The organism is Micromonospora acroterricola (genome assembly GCF_003172955.1).
Classification (GTDB): domain Bacteria; phylum Actinomycetota; class Actinomycetes; order Mycobacteriales; family Micromonosporaceae; genus Micromonospora; species Micromonospora acroterricola.
This window is the reverse complement of record NZ_QGKR01000263.1, coordinates 1-17,872: the sequence shown is the minus strand read 5'-3', so window position 1 is coordinate 17,872 and position 17,872 is coordinate 1. Positions and strand designations below refer to the sequence as shown.

The window sequence follows — 17,872 nt, the reverse complement described above, 5'->3', positions numbered from 1 at the left end:
GTGGTGGCCGACGGGGCCGGCGACGGCTCGGCCGTCGCGCTCGGCTCGGCCGCCGGGGCGGTGGGCTCCGGCGCGCTGGACGGGGCGCCGACCGTCGCCGGCACCACCGGCTCGTCGTCACCGTCGAGCAGCCCGGTGGCGAAGACCACCCCCAGGAGTACGCCGACCAGCCCGACCGCCAACGCCACCCGCAGCAGCGGATCGGCCAGTGGGCCGGAACGGGGTGCGGACCGCCGCCCGCCGTAGACGGTGCCGGCGGGGTCGGGGCGTTCGTCGGGCGCGGACATACGGGCCATCCTCACCCACCCCGGCGGGCCGGTGCCAGTCCCGTGTCAGTGGGTGACCCGGACGTCCTTCCAGAACGCCACCCGGTCACGCGCCATCTCGGCCGCCTGTGCTCAGCGGGTCGGCTGCGGGTCGGTGACGTCGGCCACGGTGGCGCCGAGAGTGGCGATCGCGGCGTCGGCGTCGACCGCGACGGCGAGGCCGCGCTCGCCGGCGCCCAGGGTGATCTCGCGCCCGCGCAGCCGCTCGTCCGCGATCACGGGCCAGGCGGTGCTCGCGCCGAACGGGGTGATCGTGCCGCGCTCGTAGCCGGTGGCGGCCAGGGCGCCCGCGGCGTCCGGCATGGAGAGTCGGTGCACACCGAGCAGGGCGCGCAGCTTGGGCCAGGAGACGACCCGGTCGCCGGGGGTGAGCACGAACAGGTGGTCGTCGGCGCTCCGGCGGACCACGATCGTCTTGACCACGTCCGGGACGGCGACGCCCCGGACGGCGGCGGCCTCCGCCAGGCTGCCGACCGCGCCGTGCGCGATCAGCCGGTAGGGCAGTCCGGCGGAGTCCAGGGCGGTGATCGCGGGCGACGCCATGCCCGCCACGGTAACCCCCGGGTCTGCCACCGGACGGGAAACCGCCACCGCCGACATCCCACCGTTTTACCGGGCCGGGCGTAAGGTGATCCACATGCGCGTTGAGCGTGTGGATCACCCCATTGACCATGATCAAGCGGTGGACACGCTGCGACGGTCGTACGCCGCGGTGCCCACGGGCGAGCCTGTCCGGCTCGCCAAACGCACGTCCAACCTGTTCCGACCCCGGTCCGCACCCCGGACGCCGGGCCTCGACGTGAGCGGCCTCGGCCGGGTGCTGTCGGTCGACCCGACCGCGCGCACGGCCGACGTGCAGGGCATGTGCACGTACGAGGACCTGGTCGACGCCACGCTGCCGCACGGGCTGATGCCGCTGGTGGTGCCGCAACTGCGCACCATCACGCTGGGCGGGGCGGTGACCGGCCTCGGGATCGAGTCGACCTCCTTCCGCAACGGGCTGCCGCACGAGTCGGTGCGGGAGCTGGACATCCTCACCGGCTCCGGCGAGATCATCACGGCCCGGCCGGAGGGCGAGCACGCGGACCTGTTCACCGCGTTCCCCAACTCGCTGGGCAGCCTCGGCTACGCCACCCGGCTGCGCATCGAGCTGCAACCGGTCGGCCGGTACGTGGCGTCGCGCAACATCCGGTTCACCCGGCTGGAGGCGCTCACCGACGCGATCGCCGAGATCACCGCCACCCGGTCCTGGGCCGGCGAGCCGGTCGACGCGATGGACGGGGTGATGTTCAGCCCCGGCGAGGCGTACCTGGTGCTGGCCACGTTCACCGACCAGGCCGGGCCGCCCAGCGACTACACCGGCCAGTCGATCTACTACCGGTCGCTGCGCCAGCGCACCCGTGACGTGCTCACGGCGTACGACTATCTGTGGCGCTGGGACACCGACTGGTTCTGGTGCTCGGCGGCGTTCGGCGCGCAGCACCCGGTCGTACGCCGGCTCTGGCCGGCGCGCTTCCGGCGCAGCGACGTCTACCACCGCCTGGTCCGGCTCGAGCACCGGCACCAGGTGGCGGCCCGCATCGACCGGCTGCGCGGCCAGCCGGCCCGCGAGCGGGTCGTGCAGGACGTGGAGATCCCGCTCGAACGCACAGCGGACTTCCTGCGCTGGTTCGCCGGCGCGGTGGGGATGAACCCGGTGTGGCTCTGTCCGTTGCGCCTGCGCGAACCGGCGGGTCCCGGTTCCGCGCGGGCATGGCCGCTGTATCCCCTCCGGCCGGGGCAGGACTACGTCAACATTGGGTTCTGGGGGAGCGTGCCGATCGCGCCGGGCGCCGCCGACGGCGACGTCAACCGCACGATCGAACGCAGGGTGTCGGAGTTGGGCGGGCACAAGTCGCTCTACTCCGACGCGTACTACGACCGGGACGCCTTCGACCGCCTCTACGGGGGTGAGACCTGGCGCGCGGTGAAGGACCGCTACGACCCGGACCACCGGCTGACGGGACTGTACGAGAAGGCGGTAGCACGAGCATGAGCCTGACCGACCGAGATCAGGGGGCGGCGAGCGTCCCCGCCACCCCGCCGGCGGGGGGCCGGCGAACGGGTCCGACCGTGGCGGACGTGGTCCGCGCGGTCACCACCGGGCCGCTACCGGTGCGGATCACCGGGTACGACGGCAGCGCCCTCGGCCCGTCCGACGCCGGCATCACCCTGGCGATCCGTTCCGAGCGGGGCCTGTCGTACCTGCTCACGGCCCCTGGCGACCTGGGCATGGCCCGGGCCTACGTCAGCGGAGACCTGGCGTTGCAGGGGGTGCACCCGGGCGACCCGTACGAGGCGCTGCGGGTGCTCAAGGACGAGCTGCGCCTGCGTCCGCCGTCGCTGGCGGAGGGGCTGTCCCTGGTCCGCGGGCTGGGCTGGGAGCGGCTGCTGCCCCCGCCGGCCCCGCCGCAGGAGGCGCAGCCGCGCTGGAAGCGGGTGATGAACGGGCTGCGGCACTCGCGTGTCCGGGACAGCACGGCGATCTCGCATCACTACGACGTCTCCAACGCCTTCTACGAGAAGGTGCTCGGCCCGTCGATGACGTACACCTGCGCGGTTTTCCGTTCTCCGGAGGACACCCTGGAGCAGGCGCAGGCGGCGAAGTACGACCTGGTCGCCGGCAAGCTGGCGCTCAAGCCGGGGATGCGGCTGCTCGACGTGGGCTGCGGCTGGGGCGGCATGGTCCGGCACGCCGCGCGCGAGTACGGCGTCAAGGCGCTCGGGGTGACCCTGTCGAAGGCGCAGGCCCAGTGGGCGCAGGCCGCGATCGAGCGGGAGGGGCTGACCGAGTTGGCCGAGGTGCGGCACCTGGACTACCGGGACGCGCCGGCGGAGCAGTTCGACGTCATCTCCTCGATCGGGTTGACCGAGCACATCGGGGTGCGCAACTACCCGGCCTACTTCGGGGCCCTGCGGGACCGGCTCCGGCCGGGAGGACGGCTGCTCAACCACTGCATCACGCGGGCGGACAACCGCGCCCCGCACCGGTCCGGGGCGTTCATCGACCGGTACGTCTTCCCGGACGGCGAGCTGGCCGGCCCGGGTCGGCTGATCAGCGAGGTGCACGACGTCGGGCTGGAGGTGCACCACGAGGAGAACCTGCGCCAGCACTACGCGCTGACGCTGGCCGCCTGGTGCCGCAACCTGGTCGAGCACTGGGACTTCTGCGTGTCGGAGGTGGGCGCGGGCACCGCTCGGGTGTGGGGGCTGTACATGGCCGGGTCCCGGATGGCGTTCGAGCGCAACGGCATCCAACTGCACCAGGTGCTGGCCACCCGCAACGGCCCGGAGGGCGTGAACGGCTACCCGCTGCGCCCCGACTGGCTGCCCTGACCGTCACCGGACCGCCCTGACCGCTGTCGCCTGAAGCCGCGCCGAGAAAGTCGGCGCGGCTTCTCGCGAAGCGATTGACAAACAAGTTTTGTACGTACAAACTGATTTTGCCATGAGAGACGTCCTGTACCTGGAACAGATCGAGCAGGCCGAGGTCCTGCTCAAGCCGCAGCGTGTCGAGGTGCTGCGGCAACTGGCCGAACCGCGCACCTGCACCGAGGTCGCGGCTCGACTCGACCAGACGCCACAGCGCGTCTACTACCACGTCAAGCAGCTCGTCGCGGCCGGCCTGGTCGAGCTGGTCAACGAGCGCAAGGTTCGCGGCATCACCGAGGGCATCTACCAGGCCGCCGCCCGCTCCTACTGGCTCTCTCCCCGGCTCGTCGGGCGGATCGGGCTGCGCCGGGCGCGTGACGAGCTGAGCCTGGGCTACCTGCTCGACCTGATGGAGGAGGTCCAGGCCGACATCGCCGCCCTGGACCGGGCGGCGCCCGAGCTGCCCTCGATCGGGGTCTCCGGCGAGATCCGGGTGCCCGCCGAGCAGCGCCAGCAGTTCCTGCACGACCTGCAAACCGCACTTCAGGACCTGTTCACGCGCTACGGCGGCAGCGAAGGGGATGCCTTCAAACTCGCCGTGGCCTGCTATCCGAAAGGGAACGACCATGAGTGAACCGTTGACTGTGAAGGCCCGCCTGTCCGCACCGGTCGGCCGCGTCCGCCAGGCGCTGACCGACCCCGCCGAGCTGCGTACCTGGCTGGCCGAGCACGCCGAGGTCGAGCTTCCGCAGCGGTACGAGTTCTGGGGTCGCTACACGCCGGAGGGCGACGCCCCGCACCAGCGACTGCTGCACGCCGACGACGACACGCTGCGCATCGGCTGGCTGCTGGACGGGGTGGAGACCACCACCGAGTTCCAGCTGACCGCCGAGGGTCCGGACAGCACCGTGCTGACCCTGACGCAGAGCCACTTCGACTTCGCCGAGGCGATGAGCGGCAGCAGCATCCGCGGTGTCCTGCAGACCTACTGGGCGCTGTCCATCGCCAACCTCGCCTCCCACCTGGAGGGCCGGCCGCTGCTGCCGCGGACCGACTTCACCTCCGCCGACCTGCGCGGCGAGCTGGTCATCGCCGCGCCCGCCGACAAGGTGTGGGAGTCGCTGACCGACTCCGAGCAGGCCAGCGCCTGGTTCGGCTACCCGATCGGCATCGAGCCCTGGGTCGGCGGCCGGTACGCCATGGGCGGCTTCGAGGCCGGCTACGCCGCCAAGGTGATCGACGTGGAGCCGGGCCGCAAAATGTCCGTCGACTGGGGCCCCACCGGCGTCAGCACCTGGGAGCTGGCCGAATCCGGCGGCCGGACCACGCTGACCTTCGTGCAGAGCGGCTTCGACGAGGGCAACCCGCCGTACGGGGCCTGGAGCGGGTCGGTGTCCGGGCTCTCCGAGCTGCGCCGCTTCCACGAGGTGCCCGACTGGCAGCCGATCTGGCTCGCCACCGAGGTGCCCGGCCTGGATCCCCAGCCGACCGGCGCCGCCGGCTGATCCCCGCCTGACGAGCGCCGGCCCACCGCATCACGGGCCGGCGCTCGCCGCGCGTCCGGGCGGATATCGCCGCGATCTCGTCGGCGCGATCCGGTGACTTGTCGGGGTGGAGTGGGTACTGGCGTTCGATGTTCTTCATCTTCGGTCTGCGTACCAAGGTTGACCGGTCCGGTGTCGCGCAGCAGGTGTGCCGCAACTGCGGCAACCACGCCGCGCAGGTGATCACCCGCCGCTCGACCAAGTTCACGCTCTTCTTCATCCCGCTCATCCCGATCCGCACCCGGTACGCGCAGCAGTGCACGTTCTGCGGGGCGCAGTACGAGATCTCCGCGTCCGACGCCCAGCGCCTCGCGGTCAGCTGAGCCGTCGATGGCACGCTTCCTGTGTTGGCTGATCGGCCGCCCGCTGGCCGGCACCGCGCTGCCCCGCTCGCCCTGGAACCGCTCCGCCGGCCGCTGATCCGACGCGTTGCACAGCCACCGCGTACCGGAGTCGCCCCGTCCGGTGGACGGCCTGGGCGGTCCGGCGTGGCTCGGCCCGCGCGCCCGTTCGGACGCTGGCGGGGTACCCGGGCGCTGGCTAGGCTTTCGGGGTTTGCCGTGGACGGGTCTGCCCGATGGTGCACGCACGACGGAGAGCCGGAGCGACCGTGTCGCGACAGGACGTGAAGCACGCCGCGGGGGCGCCCACCCCCGCCGAGCCGACCCACGGTGACCCGGCCGCCGCAGCGCCGTTCGCAGGGACGACGGCGGCAGGGACGCCAGCCACCCCGGGGGCGACCGACGGACGGACGACGGGCGTCACGCTGGCGCGGTCGGGCCGTACCGGGCTGCTCCTCGCCGGTGGGGTCCTGGTCACGGAGGCGTGCTGGCTGGTCGCCGCGCTGCCCGGCGCGGCGCTGGTCAGCGACCTGGGCGCGCTGCTGGTCGCCGGGTGGGCCACGCTCGCCTGCGCCGGGGTCGCCCGCCGGCACCCGGCCCCGCTGCGCCGGTTCTGGACGCTGCTCGCGGCCACCATGGCGCTCGCCGCGCTGGGCCGGGCGATCTGGACCGCACAACGGCTCGGCGGCGGCGACCTGCCGCACACCCCGCTGGTCGGGGCGGTCTTCACCGCCGGCATCCTCACCGGCACCGCCGCGCTGCTCTGCTCGCCCTCCGCGCCCCGGACCGCCGTCGGGCGGGCCCGGACGCTGCTGGACGGTGTGATCGTCGCGCTGGCCCTGCTGCCCATCGGCTGGGTGCTGGTGTTCCGGGGTGTCGCCGCCGCCGAGCTGGCCGACCCGGCGCGCACCCTGGGACTGCTCTACCCGATGTTCGACCTGATGCAGCTCACCATCCTGGTGGCGGTCACCGGCCCGGCGCGGCCGGTGTGGCGGCCGATGAGCGTGCTCGCGGCGAGCCTCACCATCCGGGTGGTCGCCGACATCGCGTACGTCTCGCTGGTCGCGCGCGCCGACTACACCGCCGGGCACATGATCGACCTGTGCTGGCCGCTGAGCTACCTGCTGATCGGCTTGGCCGCCCGGTACCCGCCACCTCCGGACTGCGACGGCACCGACGACACCGCCGAGTCCTCGCCGCCGCCGTGGTGGCGGGTCGCGCTGCCGTACCTGCCGGTGGGCGGGGCGATCATCGCGGTGGTGCTGGCCCGCCGACCCACCGGGCAGACCCCGCAGCTGATCTTCGTGACGATGATGGCGCTGCTCGCCGCGCTCGCCGTACGGCAGGGGCTGGCCGCCAACGAGAACCTGCGCCTGGTGGCCCGGCTGCGCCGGCTCGCGTACGGCGACCAGCTCACCGGGCTGCCCAACCGGCTGCTGTTCAACCGGCGGCTGCGCGTGGCCCTGCGCGACGGCCGGCCGGTGGCGGTGCTGCTGCTTGACCTGGACGGGTTCAAGCAGGTCAACGACCGGTTCGGCCACGCCACCGGCGACACCCTGCTGACCGGGCTGGCGGCCCGGATGCGGACGGCGGTCGGCGGCGACGGCACCATCGCCCGGCTCGGCGGCGACGAGTTCGCGGTGCTGGTCGACGCCGACCGGCCGGTTCCCCCGGAGCAGCTCGCCGAACGGCTGCTGGACGCCCTGCAACCCTCGGACGGCGACGAGGACGTCGGCGTGCACCCGTCGGCGAGCATCGGCATCGCCGAGTACGGCCCGCAGCACGCCTCCCACACCGACCTGCTGCGCGACGCCGACATCGCCATGTACGCGGCCAAGGCGGCCGGGAAGTCCGCGTACCGGACGTGCACCCCGGCGCTGCGCGAGTCGGCCGTCTCCCGGGCCGAGCTGATCGCCGACCTGCGCCGGGCGGTGGACGAGGACCAGCTGCGCCTGGAGTTCCAGCCCATCGTCGACCTGGCCACGGGCGTGGTCCGCAGTGCCGAGGCGTTGGTGCGCTGGCGGCACCCCAGGCTCGGGATGCTGCCCCCGGCGAAGTTCCTGCCGCTGGCCGAGGAGACGGGGCTGATCCTGCCGATCGACCGCTGGGTGATCCACGAGGCGTGCCGGGCCGCGGCGACCTGGCGGGACCGGGCGCCGGACGCGACCGTCGCGGTGAACATCTCCGCGGCCCACCTGCGCCGGCCGGACCTGATCGCCACGGTCACCGCGGCCAGCGCGGGGGCGGGCCTGGCTCCGCGCGCGTTGACGCTGGAGCTGACCGAGTCGGCGCTGATCGAGGGGACCGACGCGGTGCTGGATCGGCTCGGCCAGCTCCGCGAGCTGGGCATCGGGATCGCCATCGACGACTTCGGCACCGGTTACTCGTCGCTGAGCTACCTGCATCGCATCCCGGCCACCGAGCTGAAGATCGACCGTTCGTTCGTGGCCCGGCTCGGCACCGACGACGACCGGGCGTACGCCACGGTGGAGATGGTGACCCGGCTGGCCGGCGCGTTCGACCTGGCGGTGGTGGCCGAGGGGGTGGAGACCGAGTGCCAGCACGCGGCGGTCATCGCGATCGGCTGCCCCCGCGGCCAGGGCTATCTGTACGGGCGGCCGGACGGCCCCGACACGGTGGGCCAGAATCGGCCTTGACCCTCACGTAGCGGCAGGCGGGAGCGTGGTTCCCGGAAGGGAGGGGAGCCATGGCGTACACGGTGGGTCAGGTGGCGAGGGTGGCCGGCGTGACGGTACGGACGCTGCACCACTACGACGAGATCGGCCTGCTCTCGCCGAGCGGGCGGACGCCGGCCGGCTACCGCCGCTACGACGACGCGGACCTGGAACGGTTGCAGCTCGTCCTGTACTACCGGGAGCTGGGTTTCCCTCTGGAGGAGATCGCCGCCATCATCGACGACCCGGCGGCCGACCCGGCCGCGCACCTGCGTCGCCAGCACGAGCTGCTGACGGTACGGATCAAGCGGTTGCAGGAGATGGTCACGGCGATCGAGTTCGCGATGGAGGCGAGCAAGTTGAACATCCCACTCACGCCGGAGGAGCGGTTCGAGGTCTTCGGCGACTTCAACCCGGAGGAGCACGAGGCCGAGGCCGAGCAGCGCTGGGGCGACACCGAGGCGTACCGGGAGTCGAACCGGCGGGTTTCCCGCTACGGGAAGGACGACTGGCTGCGGATCAAGGCGGAGAACGAGGACTGGGGCCGGCGGATGACGGAGGTGCTGGCCTCGGGCGTCCCGGCGGACAGCCCGGAGGCGATGGAGTTGGCGGAGGAACACCGGCAGATCATCAGCCGCTGGTTCTACGAGTGCTCGTACGAGGTGCACACCGGGTTGGCCGACATGTACATGGCGGACGAGCGGTTCACCAGGCACTACGAGAACACGGCGCCGGGGCTGGCGGCGTACCTGAACGAGGCGATCCACGCCAACGCGATCAGCCGCGCCTGATCGCCCGGGACCCGACCGGCGACAGCAGTCGGTGCGGTCCGGCTACTCTGGCCGGACCGCACCGCGGTCAGCGTCGATCGGCCGCCGGCCGACGGGCGTGCCGCTCGGGGGAGATGACCGTGAACAAGCCGAAGCTGGTCGCCGCGGGCGCCGTCCTCGTCGTGGCGATCGCCGCCGGGGCGTGGGCTCTGTCCGCCGCGGGCGACGAGCCCGACGCGGGCCGTCCGGCGGCCAGCGCGTCACCCGACCCGGTGGCGACCGACCCGGCGAGCGTGCTGGTCGCCGCCGCGGGGAAGGTCGACCAGCAGACGTACAAGCTGACGGTGGGCACCGGCGGGTCGACGGGCGGGGACAGCACGGTGCTGCTGTGGGACCCGAAGGCGCGGCGTGGCCTGGAGACCACATCGCTGAAGGTGCCCAACGGCGAGGTGAAGATCGAGCGGCTGACCACCGGACCGGACGTCTACGTGCGGGTCAGCGCACCGGACCGCCGGGTCCCGGTCTGGGACGGCCGGACCTGGTGGCACGTGGGCGCTCCGGACGCGCCGGGCGCTCAGCCGGGCCTGGACAACACCCGGCTGGCCGGCACGTTGACCGCGCCGGCCCGGATCCGGCAGACCGGCGTCCGGGAGTACGCCGGAACGCTGGACCTGCGCGCGAGCGGCGCGGTGCTGGGCAGCGGCGTCGGCAGTGTGCTCGGTGACCGGGCCGGCGCCGTGCCGTTCACCGCCACCGTGGACGAGCAGGGGCGGCTGGTCCGCTACCAGATCCAGCTGGCCAGCGAGCAGTCGAAGACCGCGCAGCTGGACCTGACGTACTCGGACTTCGGGCTGGCGGTGGCGGCCGAGCCGCCGGCGGCCGACCTGGTCGGCGAGGACCCGCCGGCGAACATCCCCGGCGCCTGAGCACGGCTCACTCCTCGTACGCCCCGTCCACCGGGGTGACCAGGAAGTCGTAGACGGTGCGGGCCATCCGCCGGACCGTCTCGTCGCCGGTGTCCATCGGCCCGGCGGTGAGGAACGCGACGGCGGTCTCCGAGCCGGGGATCAGGTAGTAGCCGACGTCGTGCGAGGCGTCCGGCAGGTCACCGGTCTTGTGTGCCACCGGCACCCCGGGCGGCAGCGCCGCCGGGATCTTGGTGTTGAGGGTCTGCTCCCGCATGAAGCCGATCATCAGGTCGCGGGAGGCGGGGGTGAGGATCTCGCCGTCCCAGACCGCGCCGAGCAACGACACCACGTCGTCGGGGCTGGTGTAGTTCTCCTCGCCGCGCTGGGCGGCCGCGCTGTCGAGCATCCGGCGGGCCAGGATGGTGGACCGTTGGTTCATCGAGTCGATCAGCGCGTTGACCGGGGCGAACCCGCCCAGGTAGGTGATCAGCACGTTCGCGGCGATGTTGTCGCTGTACTTGATCAGGTACTGGGCGAGCCGGTGCAGGGTGACCACCTGCGGGAACGTCTCGAACTGCAGCTGACCGGTGCCGCCGACCACGTCGGCCGGGGTGACCAGCACGCCGTCGTCGAGGGAGACCTGTCCACAGTCGACGCGGCGGAGCAGCTCGACCAGGATCCACAACTTGATCACGCTGGCCGCCTTGGGGCGCAGAGCGCCGTTGACCGCCACCTGCTGATCGCCGTACCGGCCGGACAGGTCCCGGACGGTGACCCCGGCCGGGTTGAGGCTCGCGTCCGCGACCACCCGGGCGAGCTGCCCGCTGAGCGGGAACAGCCGGGCGCCCGCGACCGGGTCGGTGGGCGGCTGCGGGCTGGTGACGACGACCCCGGTCAGTTCGGTCGGCGGGTGGTGACGCCCGACCACCTGGAGGCTGCCCTGGCTCCGCCCGACCAGCGGCACCCGGTAGCGGTAGCTCCTGCCCTCGACGGTGACCTCGCCGCTGGCCACCCCGGCGGCGACACTCATGTCCGGGTCGGCGACCCGGCCGGTGTCACCGTCGCAGGCCCGGTACCGCACGGTGTGCCCGAGCGAGTCCACCGCGAACACCCCACCGGGGAACGACAGCCAGGACACCGCACTGGTCGGCGCGCGCTCCGGCGTCGGCTCCACGCCGGGCTCGTCCCCCTGCTCGGCGACGTTTCCCGGGCCGGCGACGTTCCCCGGGCCGGCGGCGTTCCCCGGGCCGGCGGCGTTCCCCGGGCCGGCGGCGTTCCCCGGGCCGGGTGCGGACCCTGGCCCGGCACCGTGGCCCGGCTCGGGCCCGGGGCCGTCGGCGGTGGCCGGCCCGGTCGTCGCGACCACGGCCAGCGCGACCGCCGCCGTCAGCCACTTCAGGGGTACGCGGACGAGTGGGCCCGACGGGGAAGATGAGCGCTTCTTGTCGCTTTTTCTCACGTTTGCACGATATGAAGCACGCGCGGCCGTTGGGGTCGCGGAGGTTGGCGTCACCCGTCCGGGCGCCCATGTGCCGACGAGCGCGATACCTCACCGGTATCAAAATGACTCTGAGGTATCAGCCTCATCAGCGACATCGGCCCGGCGGCGGTGCCGAGTAGGGCCGGTCACGTCGGCGGTGCCACGAGGACGGGGTCCGTGGGCAGGCCGGGCGCCAGCCGGCGCATCGAGAAGAACGTGGGCACCAGCGCGTCGTACAGCTCGGCGAAGAGCGGCAGCAGCGAGGCGTACGTGGCGGCGGCGGCCGCGTCGGGTCGGACCGTCTCCTCGATGCGCACCAGGTCGGCGGCCACGTCGATGCTGGGGATCAGCCCCAGCGCCTGCATCCCGAGCAGGGCCGCGCCGAAGCTCGACCCCTCGCGCCCGGCCGGGAAGCTCACCGGCAGGCCGAGCACGTCGGCGAGCATCTGCCGCCACAGGCCGCTGCGGGCGAAACCCCCGCCGGCGCGGATCTCGCGGACCTCGTTGCCGGCCGCCCGCACCGAGGCCAGCACCAGTGCGAGCTGCTGGCAGACCCCCTCGAGCGCGGCCCGCACCAGGTGCTCGCGCCGATGCCCGTGGGTCAACCCCACGTACGCGCCGCGCGGCAGCGCGCTCCAGTGTGGCGCCCGCTCGCTGTGCAGGTACGGCAGCATGATGAGCCCGCCCGAGCCGACCGGCGCACGGGCCGCCAGCGCGACCAGCTCCGCCTCGGAGTGCTCGCCCAGATCCGGGGCGAGCGCCTCACCGGCCCAGCGGAGCACGATGCCGCCGTTGTTGATCGCGCCGCCGACCGCCCAGCGGTCCTCGGTCAACGCGTAGCAGAACACCCCGCCGAGCGGGTCCACGCCGGGCCGCTCGACCATCACCCGCATGGCGCCGCTGGTGCCGATCGAGCAGGCCACCATTCCGGGGTGCACGGCGCCCAGGCCGAGGTTCGCCAGCGGCCCGTCGCCCGCGCCGACCACCACCGGGGTGCGCTGCGGCAGGCCGGTCGCCACCGCGGCCGCCGCGGTGAGCCCGGGCAGCACGGCGGTGGTGGAGACCAGGTGGGGGAGCTGCTCCTGGGTGATGCCGGCGATGGTCAGCGCCTCGCTGTCCCACTCCAGCCGGTGGATGTCCATCAGGCCGGTGGACGAGGCGATGGAGTGGTCGGTGACCAACACGTCGCAGAGTCGCAGCAGCACCCACTCCTTGATGCCGACCCAGTGCGCGACCCGTTCGAAGAGTTTCGGCTCCTGCTCGGCGAACCACAGCAGCTTGGGAAGCGGCGACATCGGGTGCATCGGCGTACCGGTCCGGCGGTGCAGGGCCAGGCCGGACGGCACCGCCATCAGGCGCTCGGCCTGCCGGGTGGCTCGCGAGTCGGCCCAGGTCACCGACGGGGTGAGGGGGCTGCCCTCCGCGCTCAGCCCGATCAGGCTGTGCATGGCGGACCCAAACGACAGCCCGGCCACCGGCTCGGCAGTTTCGGCCACCACCGCGCGGATCGACTCCAGCACCGCGTCGAGGATGACCTGCGGGTCCTGCTCAGCGTACCCGGGCTGGGGGTCGTGCAGCGGGTAGCCGACCGAGTGGCTGGCGAACTGCCGGCCACCGGTGTCGTACGCGACGGCCTTGGTGCTGGTGGTGCCGATGTCGACACCGATCACCACCCCGGGCCGGGCGCCCTGCGGCACGATCCTCACCCCCTCCGTACGGCGGTGCGGCGGCGTCACCACCCGGCTTCGGCTGACGTTACCGAGACGGCGACCGGCTCGTACGGCACGCGCGGAAGGTGACGCTCCGACGACAGTTCGGCCTCCGCGCCGCACGGCCGCACTGTGGACCGAATGAACGCCGGCAGCAGTATCGGCCTATCGTCCGGTTTGATCCGCCGATCGGTTGATTCGCCCGTTCTGGCGTGTCCGGGCGGCGCGCCGCCGCTGTTAACACGTGTGACACCCCGGTTGGTGGCCAGCGCGGCGAAGGAGTCGGCGTGGCAAAGACTGATTCGACGGGTTCCACATGGCGGTACCGGTGGGCGCACCGGCAGAACGTTCGGCGGGTCAGCACGTTCCGCGGCGCGGAGACGGCCTGGCGGCGACGGGACGACGAGTTACGGCGGCTGCGTGCCCTGGCCGCCGACTTCCAGGGCTCCGCGGCGGCCGGTGCCGGCCTACCGCTGGAACTGGCCGGCGACGAGGTGGTGCTCTGGGCGCTGCCGGCCGCGCAACTGGTCGAGGTGCGGCACACTCCCGTGCTTCCGGCGCCGGATCTCGCGGTCGCCCCACCGTCCGGGCCCCTGCGCCCGCGCCGCCCGGACGGTGTGCGGGTCACCGACGCCGGCATGGCGGTGATCACCAGCCGCCGGCTGGTGCTGCTCGGTGGGCGTGGCCGGCGCGACTGGGCGTACGGCAGGATGACCGGCCTGTCCCACGACCCGGCGGCGCCGGTCACCCTGATCCAGGTGCTGGACCGGCGGCGTACCTCCGGTCTGATGCTGCCCACCGACGCGGCGGCGGACTTCCGGTTCAAGCTCACCCTGGCCTTCGCCGACGCGATCGAGCAGCGGCCCGCGGTGCTCGCCCAGCTCGACGAGCTGATCGCCGAGCACGCCCAGCTCAAGCCGTTCCGGCCGGCCGCGGCCACGCCCGCGCAGGCCCGGCTCTCCGCGCGGGTGCCGGGCGGCCGGCGGACCGTCGCGGTGGCCGCGGCCGTCGCGCTGCTGGTCCCGGCGGCGCTGGTCGAGTCGGACCCGTCCGACCCGACCGGAGGCGCGGAGGTCGCGGTCGCGGCCACCCCCGCGCCCAGCCCCAGCCCTGGCGTGGCGCCCGTGCTGGTCCGCCCGGCGGTCTCCGCGCCGGCGCCTCGCACCTCGCCGAAGCCGACGAAGGCACCGCGTCCGTCGCCCACCGCGAGCCGCGACCCGCGCTGTGGCGCGCCGGACAACCCGTTGGGGTACGACTTCTGCGGCGGCACCCGGATCCGCCGACCGGCCACCGAGGTGTGCGACTGGTTCGACTGCACGCCGGAGTTCTGGGCCGGCCGGGGATACCTGGTGCAGTGCCGTGACGGCTCGGTCAGCCTGACCGGCGGCCGGTCGAACGCCTGCGCCGAGCACCGAGGCGTGCGCCGGACGTTCGGCAAATGACCGTTTAATACCCGTTCAGGCCCGGCCGTCGGCTTCGGTCGGCCAGAATTGGCGGGTGGAGATCCGGTCCGACGACGGTGCCCGGGTGAGGATCCGCCCGATCGGCTACCAGCCGGGCGTCGACCCGCCCGACGACCCCGACCGGGCAACGCCCGGTTGGCACGACTGGCTGCTCATCGAGGTGGACGCCCGCACCGCCGACGGTCAGACCTGGTCGCACCACTACCCGAGCCTCATGGTCGAGGAGGCCCGCGCGCTCGGCGGCTGGCTGAGCGGCCAGGCGAAGGCGGCCGTCGGGCCCAGCCCGGCGCCGGCATCGGTCCGCTTCACCGAACCCAACCTGGCCCTGCGGACCCGGGTGATCCGCCGTCGCCGGCTGGAGCTGACCGTGGAGTTCTCCGCCGAGTCGCTGCCGCCGTGGATGCGCCGCCCGGCCACCGCGATCTACCCCCTGACGCTCACCGTCTCCGCGGACGCCCTCGCCGCCGCGGCCGAGCAGTGGGCGGGACACTGCGAGGCGTACCCGCCGCGCGCGCCGTCGCGCTTCCCGGCCCGAGGTCCGTTGCCCGGCCCGCTCCGCTAGAGTGATCTTCGTCAGCCACGAGAGGAGGTGAGCCCGGTGACCACCCATCGTCATTCCTGGGCGCATCCCTCGGCCGTCCCCCTCAGCTGACCTCTCGCGTCGGGGAGCGCCCTCCTTATCGGAGGATCAATGACCTTCTCCCCGTTCCGCATCGACGTGTCCGATGCGGTCCTCGACGACCTGCGGGCTCGACTGGCCCGTACCCGTTTCAGCAACCGCAGCGGCGACCGGCCGTGGCAGGGCGGCGTCGACCCCGACTACCTGCGGGACCTGGTGTCCTACTGGCACGACGGGTTCGACTGGCGGGCCCGCGAAGCCGAGCTCAACGCGTACCCCCATTATCTGGCCCTCGTCGGCGGCCGGAAGCTGCACTTCCTGCACGTCCGCGCGCCCCGGCCGGCCGGCGCGCCCGCGCCGCTGCCGCTGATCCTCAGCCACGGCTGGCCCAGCAGCTTCGTCGAGATGCTGCCGCTGGTCGACCGGCTGACCGACCCCGCCCGGCCCGGTGGCGCGTTCGACGTGGTGGTGCCCTCGCTGCCCGGCTTCGGCTTCTCGGAGGTGCCGGACGAGCCGGTGACCCGGGCGATGCTGGCACGGACGCTGCACGAGCTGATGACCGACGTGCTCGGCTACCAGCGTTACGGCGCCTTCGGCGGCGACGTCGGAGGGGTGGTCACCGGCTGGCTCGGTGCCCTGTACCCGGAGCAGGTGGCCGGCATCCACCTGATCCACCCGCCGTTCCCGGCCAGCTTCGACGCGCGTCCGCTGTCGCCGGCCGAGCAGGCGTACCTGGACGCCGAAGCCGCGTACGACCAGACCGACGGCGGCTACAGCGCCATCATGGGCACCCGGCCGGACACCCTCGCGGCGGCGCTGGCCGACTCCCCGGCGGGGTTGGCCGCCTGGCTCGTCGACAAGTACCGGGACTGGAGCGACAACCACGGTGACCTGGCGAACAGCTTCGACCGGGACACCCTTCTCACGATCATCACGCTGTACTGGGCGACCGGCACGATCGGCTCGTCGTTCCGGCAGTACAGCGACTTCGACCACAACACCCCACGACCCGACATCACCGTGCCCGCCGCGTTCACGGTGAGCACCGAACCCTCGCAGGCCAACTTTCCCCGCTCGATCGCCGAGCGGGCCTGCACCGACATCCGGCACTGGAGCGAACCGGGCCGGGGCGGGCACTTCATGCCGCTGGAGGAGCCGGACCTGCTCGCCGGTGAGCTGAGGCGGTTCTTCACCTCGCTGCGCCCGTAGTCCGTCGGTGGAGCCGGGCCGTTCGTCGGCCGGCTCCGCCGCCGTTCGGGTGTCACGTCGGCGTGAGTGATCTCGTCAGGGGCGTATGAGAACACTCGTGCGGCCCGCCGCCGCTCTGCTCGGCCTGGCCAGCGTGGTCATCGGCGTGTGGGCGATGGTCTCGCCGGCCTCGTTCAGCACCTGGGCCGGCTTCCCGCCGCACCGGCACTTCGTGCACGACATCGGCGCGTTCCAACTCGGCATCGGCGTGACCCTGCTGCTCGCCACCATCTGGGCCGACGCGCTCGCCGTGGCGCTGGCCGGCTACGCGGTTGGCGGGACGGCCCACACGGTGGTGCACGTCGCCGACCGCGATCTCGGTGGCACCACCGGGCAGACCCTCGCGATCGCCGGCGCCGTGGTGGTGGCCGGGGTGGCGTTCGCGTACCGGTGGCAGGAGCGGGGCTGGGTGCTCGGCGCGGTCTCGCCGGCCAGCGTGCCGGAGCTGACCCCGTTCGGTCGCCAGAAGACGGTGCTGCTGACCACGTACCGCCGCGACGGCCGCCCGGTCGCGACGCCGGTGAGCATCGCGGTGGCCGGCGACCGGGCGTACGTGCGCAGCTTCGAACGGGCCTGGAAGACCCGGCGGATCGGCAACAACCCGACGGTCACGGTGGCGGCCTCGACGGCACGCGGCGTGCCGACCGGCCCTGCGGTCCCGGCCACCGCCCGCCGGCTGACCGGCCGGGAGTACGACGCCGCGGCCGGCGCGCTGCGCCGCAAGTACCCGCTGCTGCACGGGGTGCTCGTGCCACTGATGCACCGCCTCGGGCGGCGCAGGACCGGCCGGACCGTCCACTTCGCGCTCGTCCCTGTTGACGGGACAGAAGAGTAGCCTGTCAATTCTCTCCTTTCGGGAACAAAGGGAAGCATCGATCCGGCCCGCGTTGCCTGTCTCATACATGAGCGGTTGTACCGCGTGTGACCGTGACCTCACGCCCCACCGCGACACCATCCCACTGGCGGATCACCTGGGCCGAGCGCGAGAACGAGCGGCGTCGGCGCGCCTACCGCAGCGAGACCGACGCCTGGCTCCGGCGCAACGACCACCTCACCCGGCTGCGGATCGAGGCTGCCGGGTTCCTCGGGTGTACGCAGCCGCGTACCGGCCTGCCGGTGGACCTCGCCGACGACGAGCTCGTCTTCCGCGTACTCCCCATCGCGGAGCTGGTCGAGGCCGAGGCGCGGCACGTCCCCGGCCTGCCGACGCCGGGCCCCGGCACCTTCGCCGACACGCCCGCCGGCGCCCTACCGACGGGCCTGCGGGTCGTCGACGCTGGCGTGGCCGTCGTGACCAACCACCGGGTGGCCTTCGCCGGGCCCGACCGTCGGCGCGAATGGCGGTACGCGGACCTGGCCGCCCCCGCCCACCACCCCG

At 73.2% G+C, this 17,872-nt stretch carries 15 protein-coding genes and 2 pseudogenes; 13 read left to right on the top strand and 4 right to left on the bottom strand.

Annotation, left to right across the window (positions count from 1 at the left end):
* Both DKT68_RS23175 and DKT68_RS23170 read right to left on the bottom strand, forming a co-directional pair.
* Positions 1 to 287, bottom strand: a pseudogene (locus tag DKT68_RS23175) (RICIN domain-containing protein); the annotation flags it as partial.
* Between the two features lie 111 nt (positions 288 to 398).
* On the bottom strand, positions 399 to 869 hold the full coding sequence (locus tag DKT68_RS23170; protein ID WP_201749159.1) for an aminoacyl-tRNA deacylase: 471 nt from the start codon (positions 867 to 869) through the stop codon (positions 399 to 401).
* A gap of 94 nt (positions 870 to 963) precedes the next feature.
* Between DKT68_RS23170 and DKT68_RS23165 the strand changes: the two genes are divergently transcribed.
* The 8 genes from DKT68_RS23165 (at position 964) to DKT68_RS23130 (ending at position 9,993) form a co-directional block, all read left to right on the top strand.
* Positions 964 to 2,361, top strand: a complete 1,398-nt coding sequence (locus DKT68_RS23165; RefSeq protein ID WP_109819500.1) for an FAD-binding oxidoreductase — start codon at positions 964 to 966, stop codon at positions 2,359 to 2,361.
* Positions 2,358 to 3,701 (top strand): class I SAM-dependent methyltransferase, encoded by a 1,344-nt coding sequence (locus DKT68_RS23160; RefSeq protein ID WP_109819499.1) that lies wholly within the window; start codon positions 2,358 to 2,360, stop codon positions 3,699 to 3,701. The genes DKT68_RS23165 and DKT68_RS23160 overlap by 4 nt, the downstream gene beginning before the upstream one ends.
* Positions 3,702 to 3,813: 112 nt before the next feature.
* A complete protein-coding gene (locus tag DKT68_RS23155) occupies positions 3,814 to 4,371 on the top strand; it encodes a winged helix-turn-helix domain-containing protein (protein ID WP_074317108.1) in 558 nt (185 codons plus the stop codon).
* Entirely contained in the window at positions 4,364 to 5,242 is an 879-nt protein-coding gene (locus DKT68_RS23150) for an SRPBCC family protein (RefSeq protein WP_109819498.1), read from the top strand. Before DKT68_RS23155 ends, DKT68_RS23150 begins: the two co-directional genes overlap by 8 nt.
* 128 nt (positions 5,243 to 5,370) lie before the next feature.
* On the top strand, positions 5,371 to 5,604 hold the full coding sequence (locus tag DKT68_RS23145) for a zinc-ribbon domain-containing protein (RefSeq protein WP_109819497.1): 234 nt from the start codon (positions 5,371 to 5,373) through the stop codon (positions 5,602 to 5,604).
* Positions 5,605 to 5,891: 287 nt separating this feature from the next.
* Positions 5,892 to 8,279, top strand: a complete 2,388-nt coding sequence (locus DKT68_RS23140) for a putative bifunctional diguanylate cyclase/phosphodiesterase (RefSeq protein ID WP_236647040.1) — start codon at positions 5,892 to 5,894, stop codon at positions 8,277 to 8,279.
* A 50-nt stretch (positions 8,280 to 8,329) separates the two neighbouring features.
* The gene (locus DKT68_RS23135; RefSeq protein ID WP_109819496.1) at positions 8,330 to 9,088 is read left to right on the top strand and encodes a MerR family transcriptional regulator; all 759 of its coding nucleotides are present in this window, start codon (positions 8,330 to 8,332) and stop codon (positions 9,086 to 9,088) included.
* Between the two features lie 119 nt (positions 9,089 to 9,207).
* Complete coding sequence (locus DKT68_RS23130; RefSeq protein WP_146218426.1) at positions 9,208 to 9,993, top strand: hypothetical protein; 786 nt, start codon at positions 9,208 to 9,210, stop codon at positions 9,991 to 9,993.
* 7 nt (positions 9,994 to 10,000) lie between these two features.
* Here the strand turns inward: DKT68_RS23130 and DKT68_RS23125 are convergent, their stop codons facing one another.
* Positions 10,001 to 11,434, bottom strand: a complete 1,434-nt coding sequence (locus DKT68_RS23125; protein ID WP_146218425.1) for a serine hydrolase — start codon at positions 11,432 to 11,434, stop codon at positions 10,001 to 10,003.
* A gap of 167 nt (positions 11,435 to 11,601) precedes the next feature.
* Positions 11,602 to 13,152 (bottom strand): gluconokinase, encoded by a 1,551-nt coding sequence (locus DKT68_RS23120; protein WP_109819502.1) that lies wholly within the window; start codon positions 13,150 to 13,152, stop codon positions 11,602 to 11,604.
* 299 nt (positions 13,153 to 13,451) lie between these two features.
* Between DKT68_RS23120 and DKT68_RS23115 the strand changes: the two genes are divergently transcribed.
* From DKT68_RS23115 to DKT68_RS23095, 5 genes and pseudogenes are all read left to right on the top strand, one after another.
* On the top strand, positions 13,452 to 14,606 hold the full coding sequence (locus tag DKT68_RS23115; protein WP_109819493.1) for a hypothetical protein: 1,155 nt from the start codon (positions 13,452 to 13,454) through the stop codon (positions 14,604 to 14,606).
* A 55-nt stretch (positions 14,607 to 14,661) separates the two neighbouring features.
* Positions 14,662 to 15,189, top strand: coding sequence for a WapI family immunity protein (locus DKT68_RS23110; RefSeq protein WP_109819492.1), 528 nt, complete (start codon positions 14,662 to 14,664; stop codon positions 15,187 to 15,189).
* Between the two features lie 129 nt (positions 15,190 to 15,318).
* The gene (locus DKT68_RS23105) at positions 15,319 to 16,455 is read left to right on the top strand and encodes an epoxide hydrolase family protein (RefSeq protein WP_109819491.1); all 1,137 of its coding nucleotides are present in this window, start codon (positions 15,319 to 15,321) and stop codon (positions 16,453 to 16,455) included.
* Positions 16,456 to 16,540: 85 nt separating this feature from the next.
* Entirely contained in the window at positions 16,541 to 17,329 is a 789-nt protein-coding gene (locus DKT68_RS23100; RefSeq protein WP_109819490.1) for a PPOX class F420-dependent oxidoreductase, read from the top strand.
* Between the two features lie 92 nt (positions 17,330 to 17,421).
* Positions 17,422 to 17,872, top strand: a pseudogene (locus DKT68_RS23095) (hypothetical protein); the annotation flags it as partial.

What these genes read in the sequence shown, in the direction of transcription:
- DKT68_RS23145 (WP_109819497.1), top strand. Translation starts at nt 5,371, where the DNA reads ATGTTCTTCATCTTCGGTCTGCGTACCAAGGTTGACCGGTCCGGTGTC.
- DKT68_RS23105 (WP_109819491.1), top strand. Translation starts at nt 15,319, where the DNA reads ATGACCTTCTCCCCGTTCCGCATCGACGTGTCCGATGCGGTCCTCGAC.
- DKT68_RS23135 (WP_109819496.1), top strand. Translation starts at nt 8,330, where the DNA reads ATGGCGTACACGGTGGGTCAGGTGGCGAGGGTGGCCGGCGTGACGGTA.
- DKT68_RS23150 (WP_109819498.1), top strand. Translation starts at nt 4,364, where the DNA reads ATGAGTGAACCGTTGACTGTGAAGGCCCGCCTGTCCGCACCGGTCGGC.
- DKT68_RS23165 (WP_109819500.1), top strand. Translation starts at nt 964, where the DNA reads ATGCGCGTTGAGCGTGTGGATCACCCCATTGACCATGATCAAGCGGTG.
- DKT68_RS23160 (WP_109819499.1), top strand. Translation starts at nt 2,358, where the DNA reads ATGAGCCTGACCGACCGAGATCAGGGGGCGGCGAGCGTCCCCGCCACC.
- DKT68_RS23100 (WP_109819490.1), top strand. Translation starts at nt 16,541, where the DNA reads ATGAGAACACTCGTGCGGCCCGCCGCCGCTCTGCTCGGCCTGGCCAGC.
- DKT68_RS23155 (WP_074317108.1), top strand. Translation starts at nt 3,814, where the DNA reads ATGAGAGACGTCCTGTACCTGGAACAGATCGAGCAGGCCGAGGTCCTG.
- DKT68_RS23170 (WP_201749159.1), bottom strand. Translation starts at nt 869, where the DNA reads ATGGCGTCGCCCGCGATCACCGCCCTGGACTCCGCCGGACTGCCCTAC.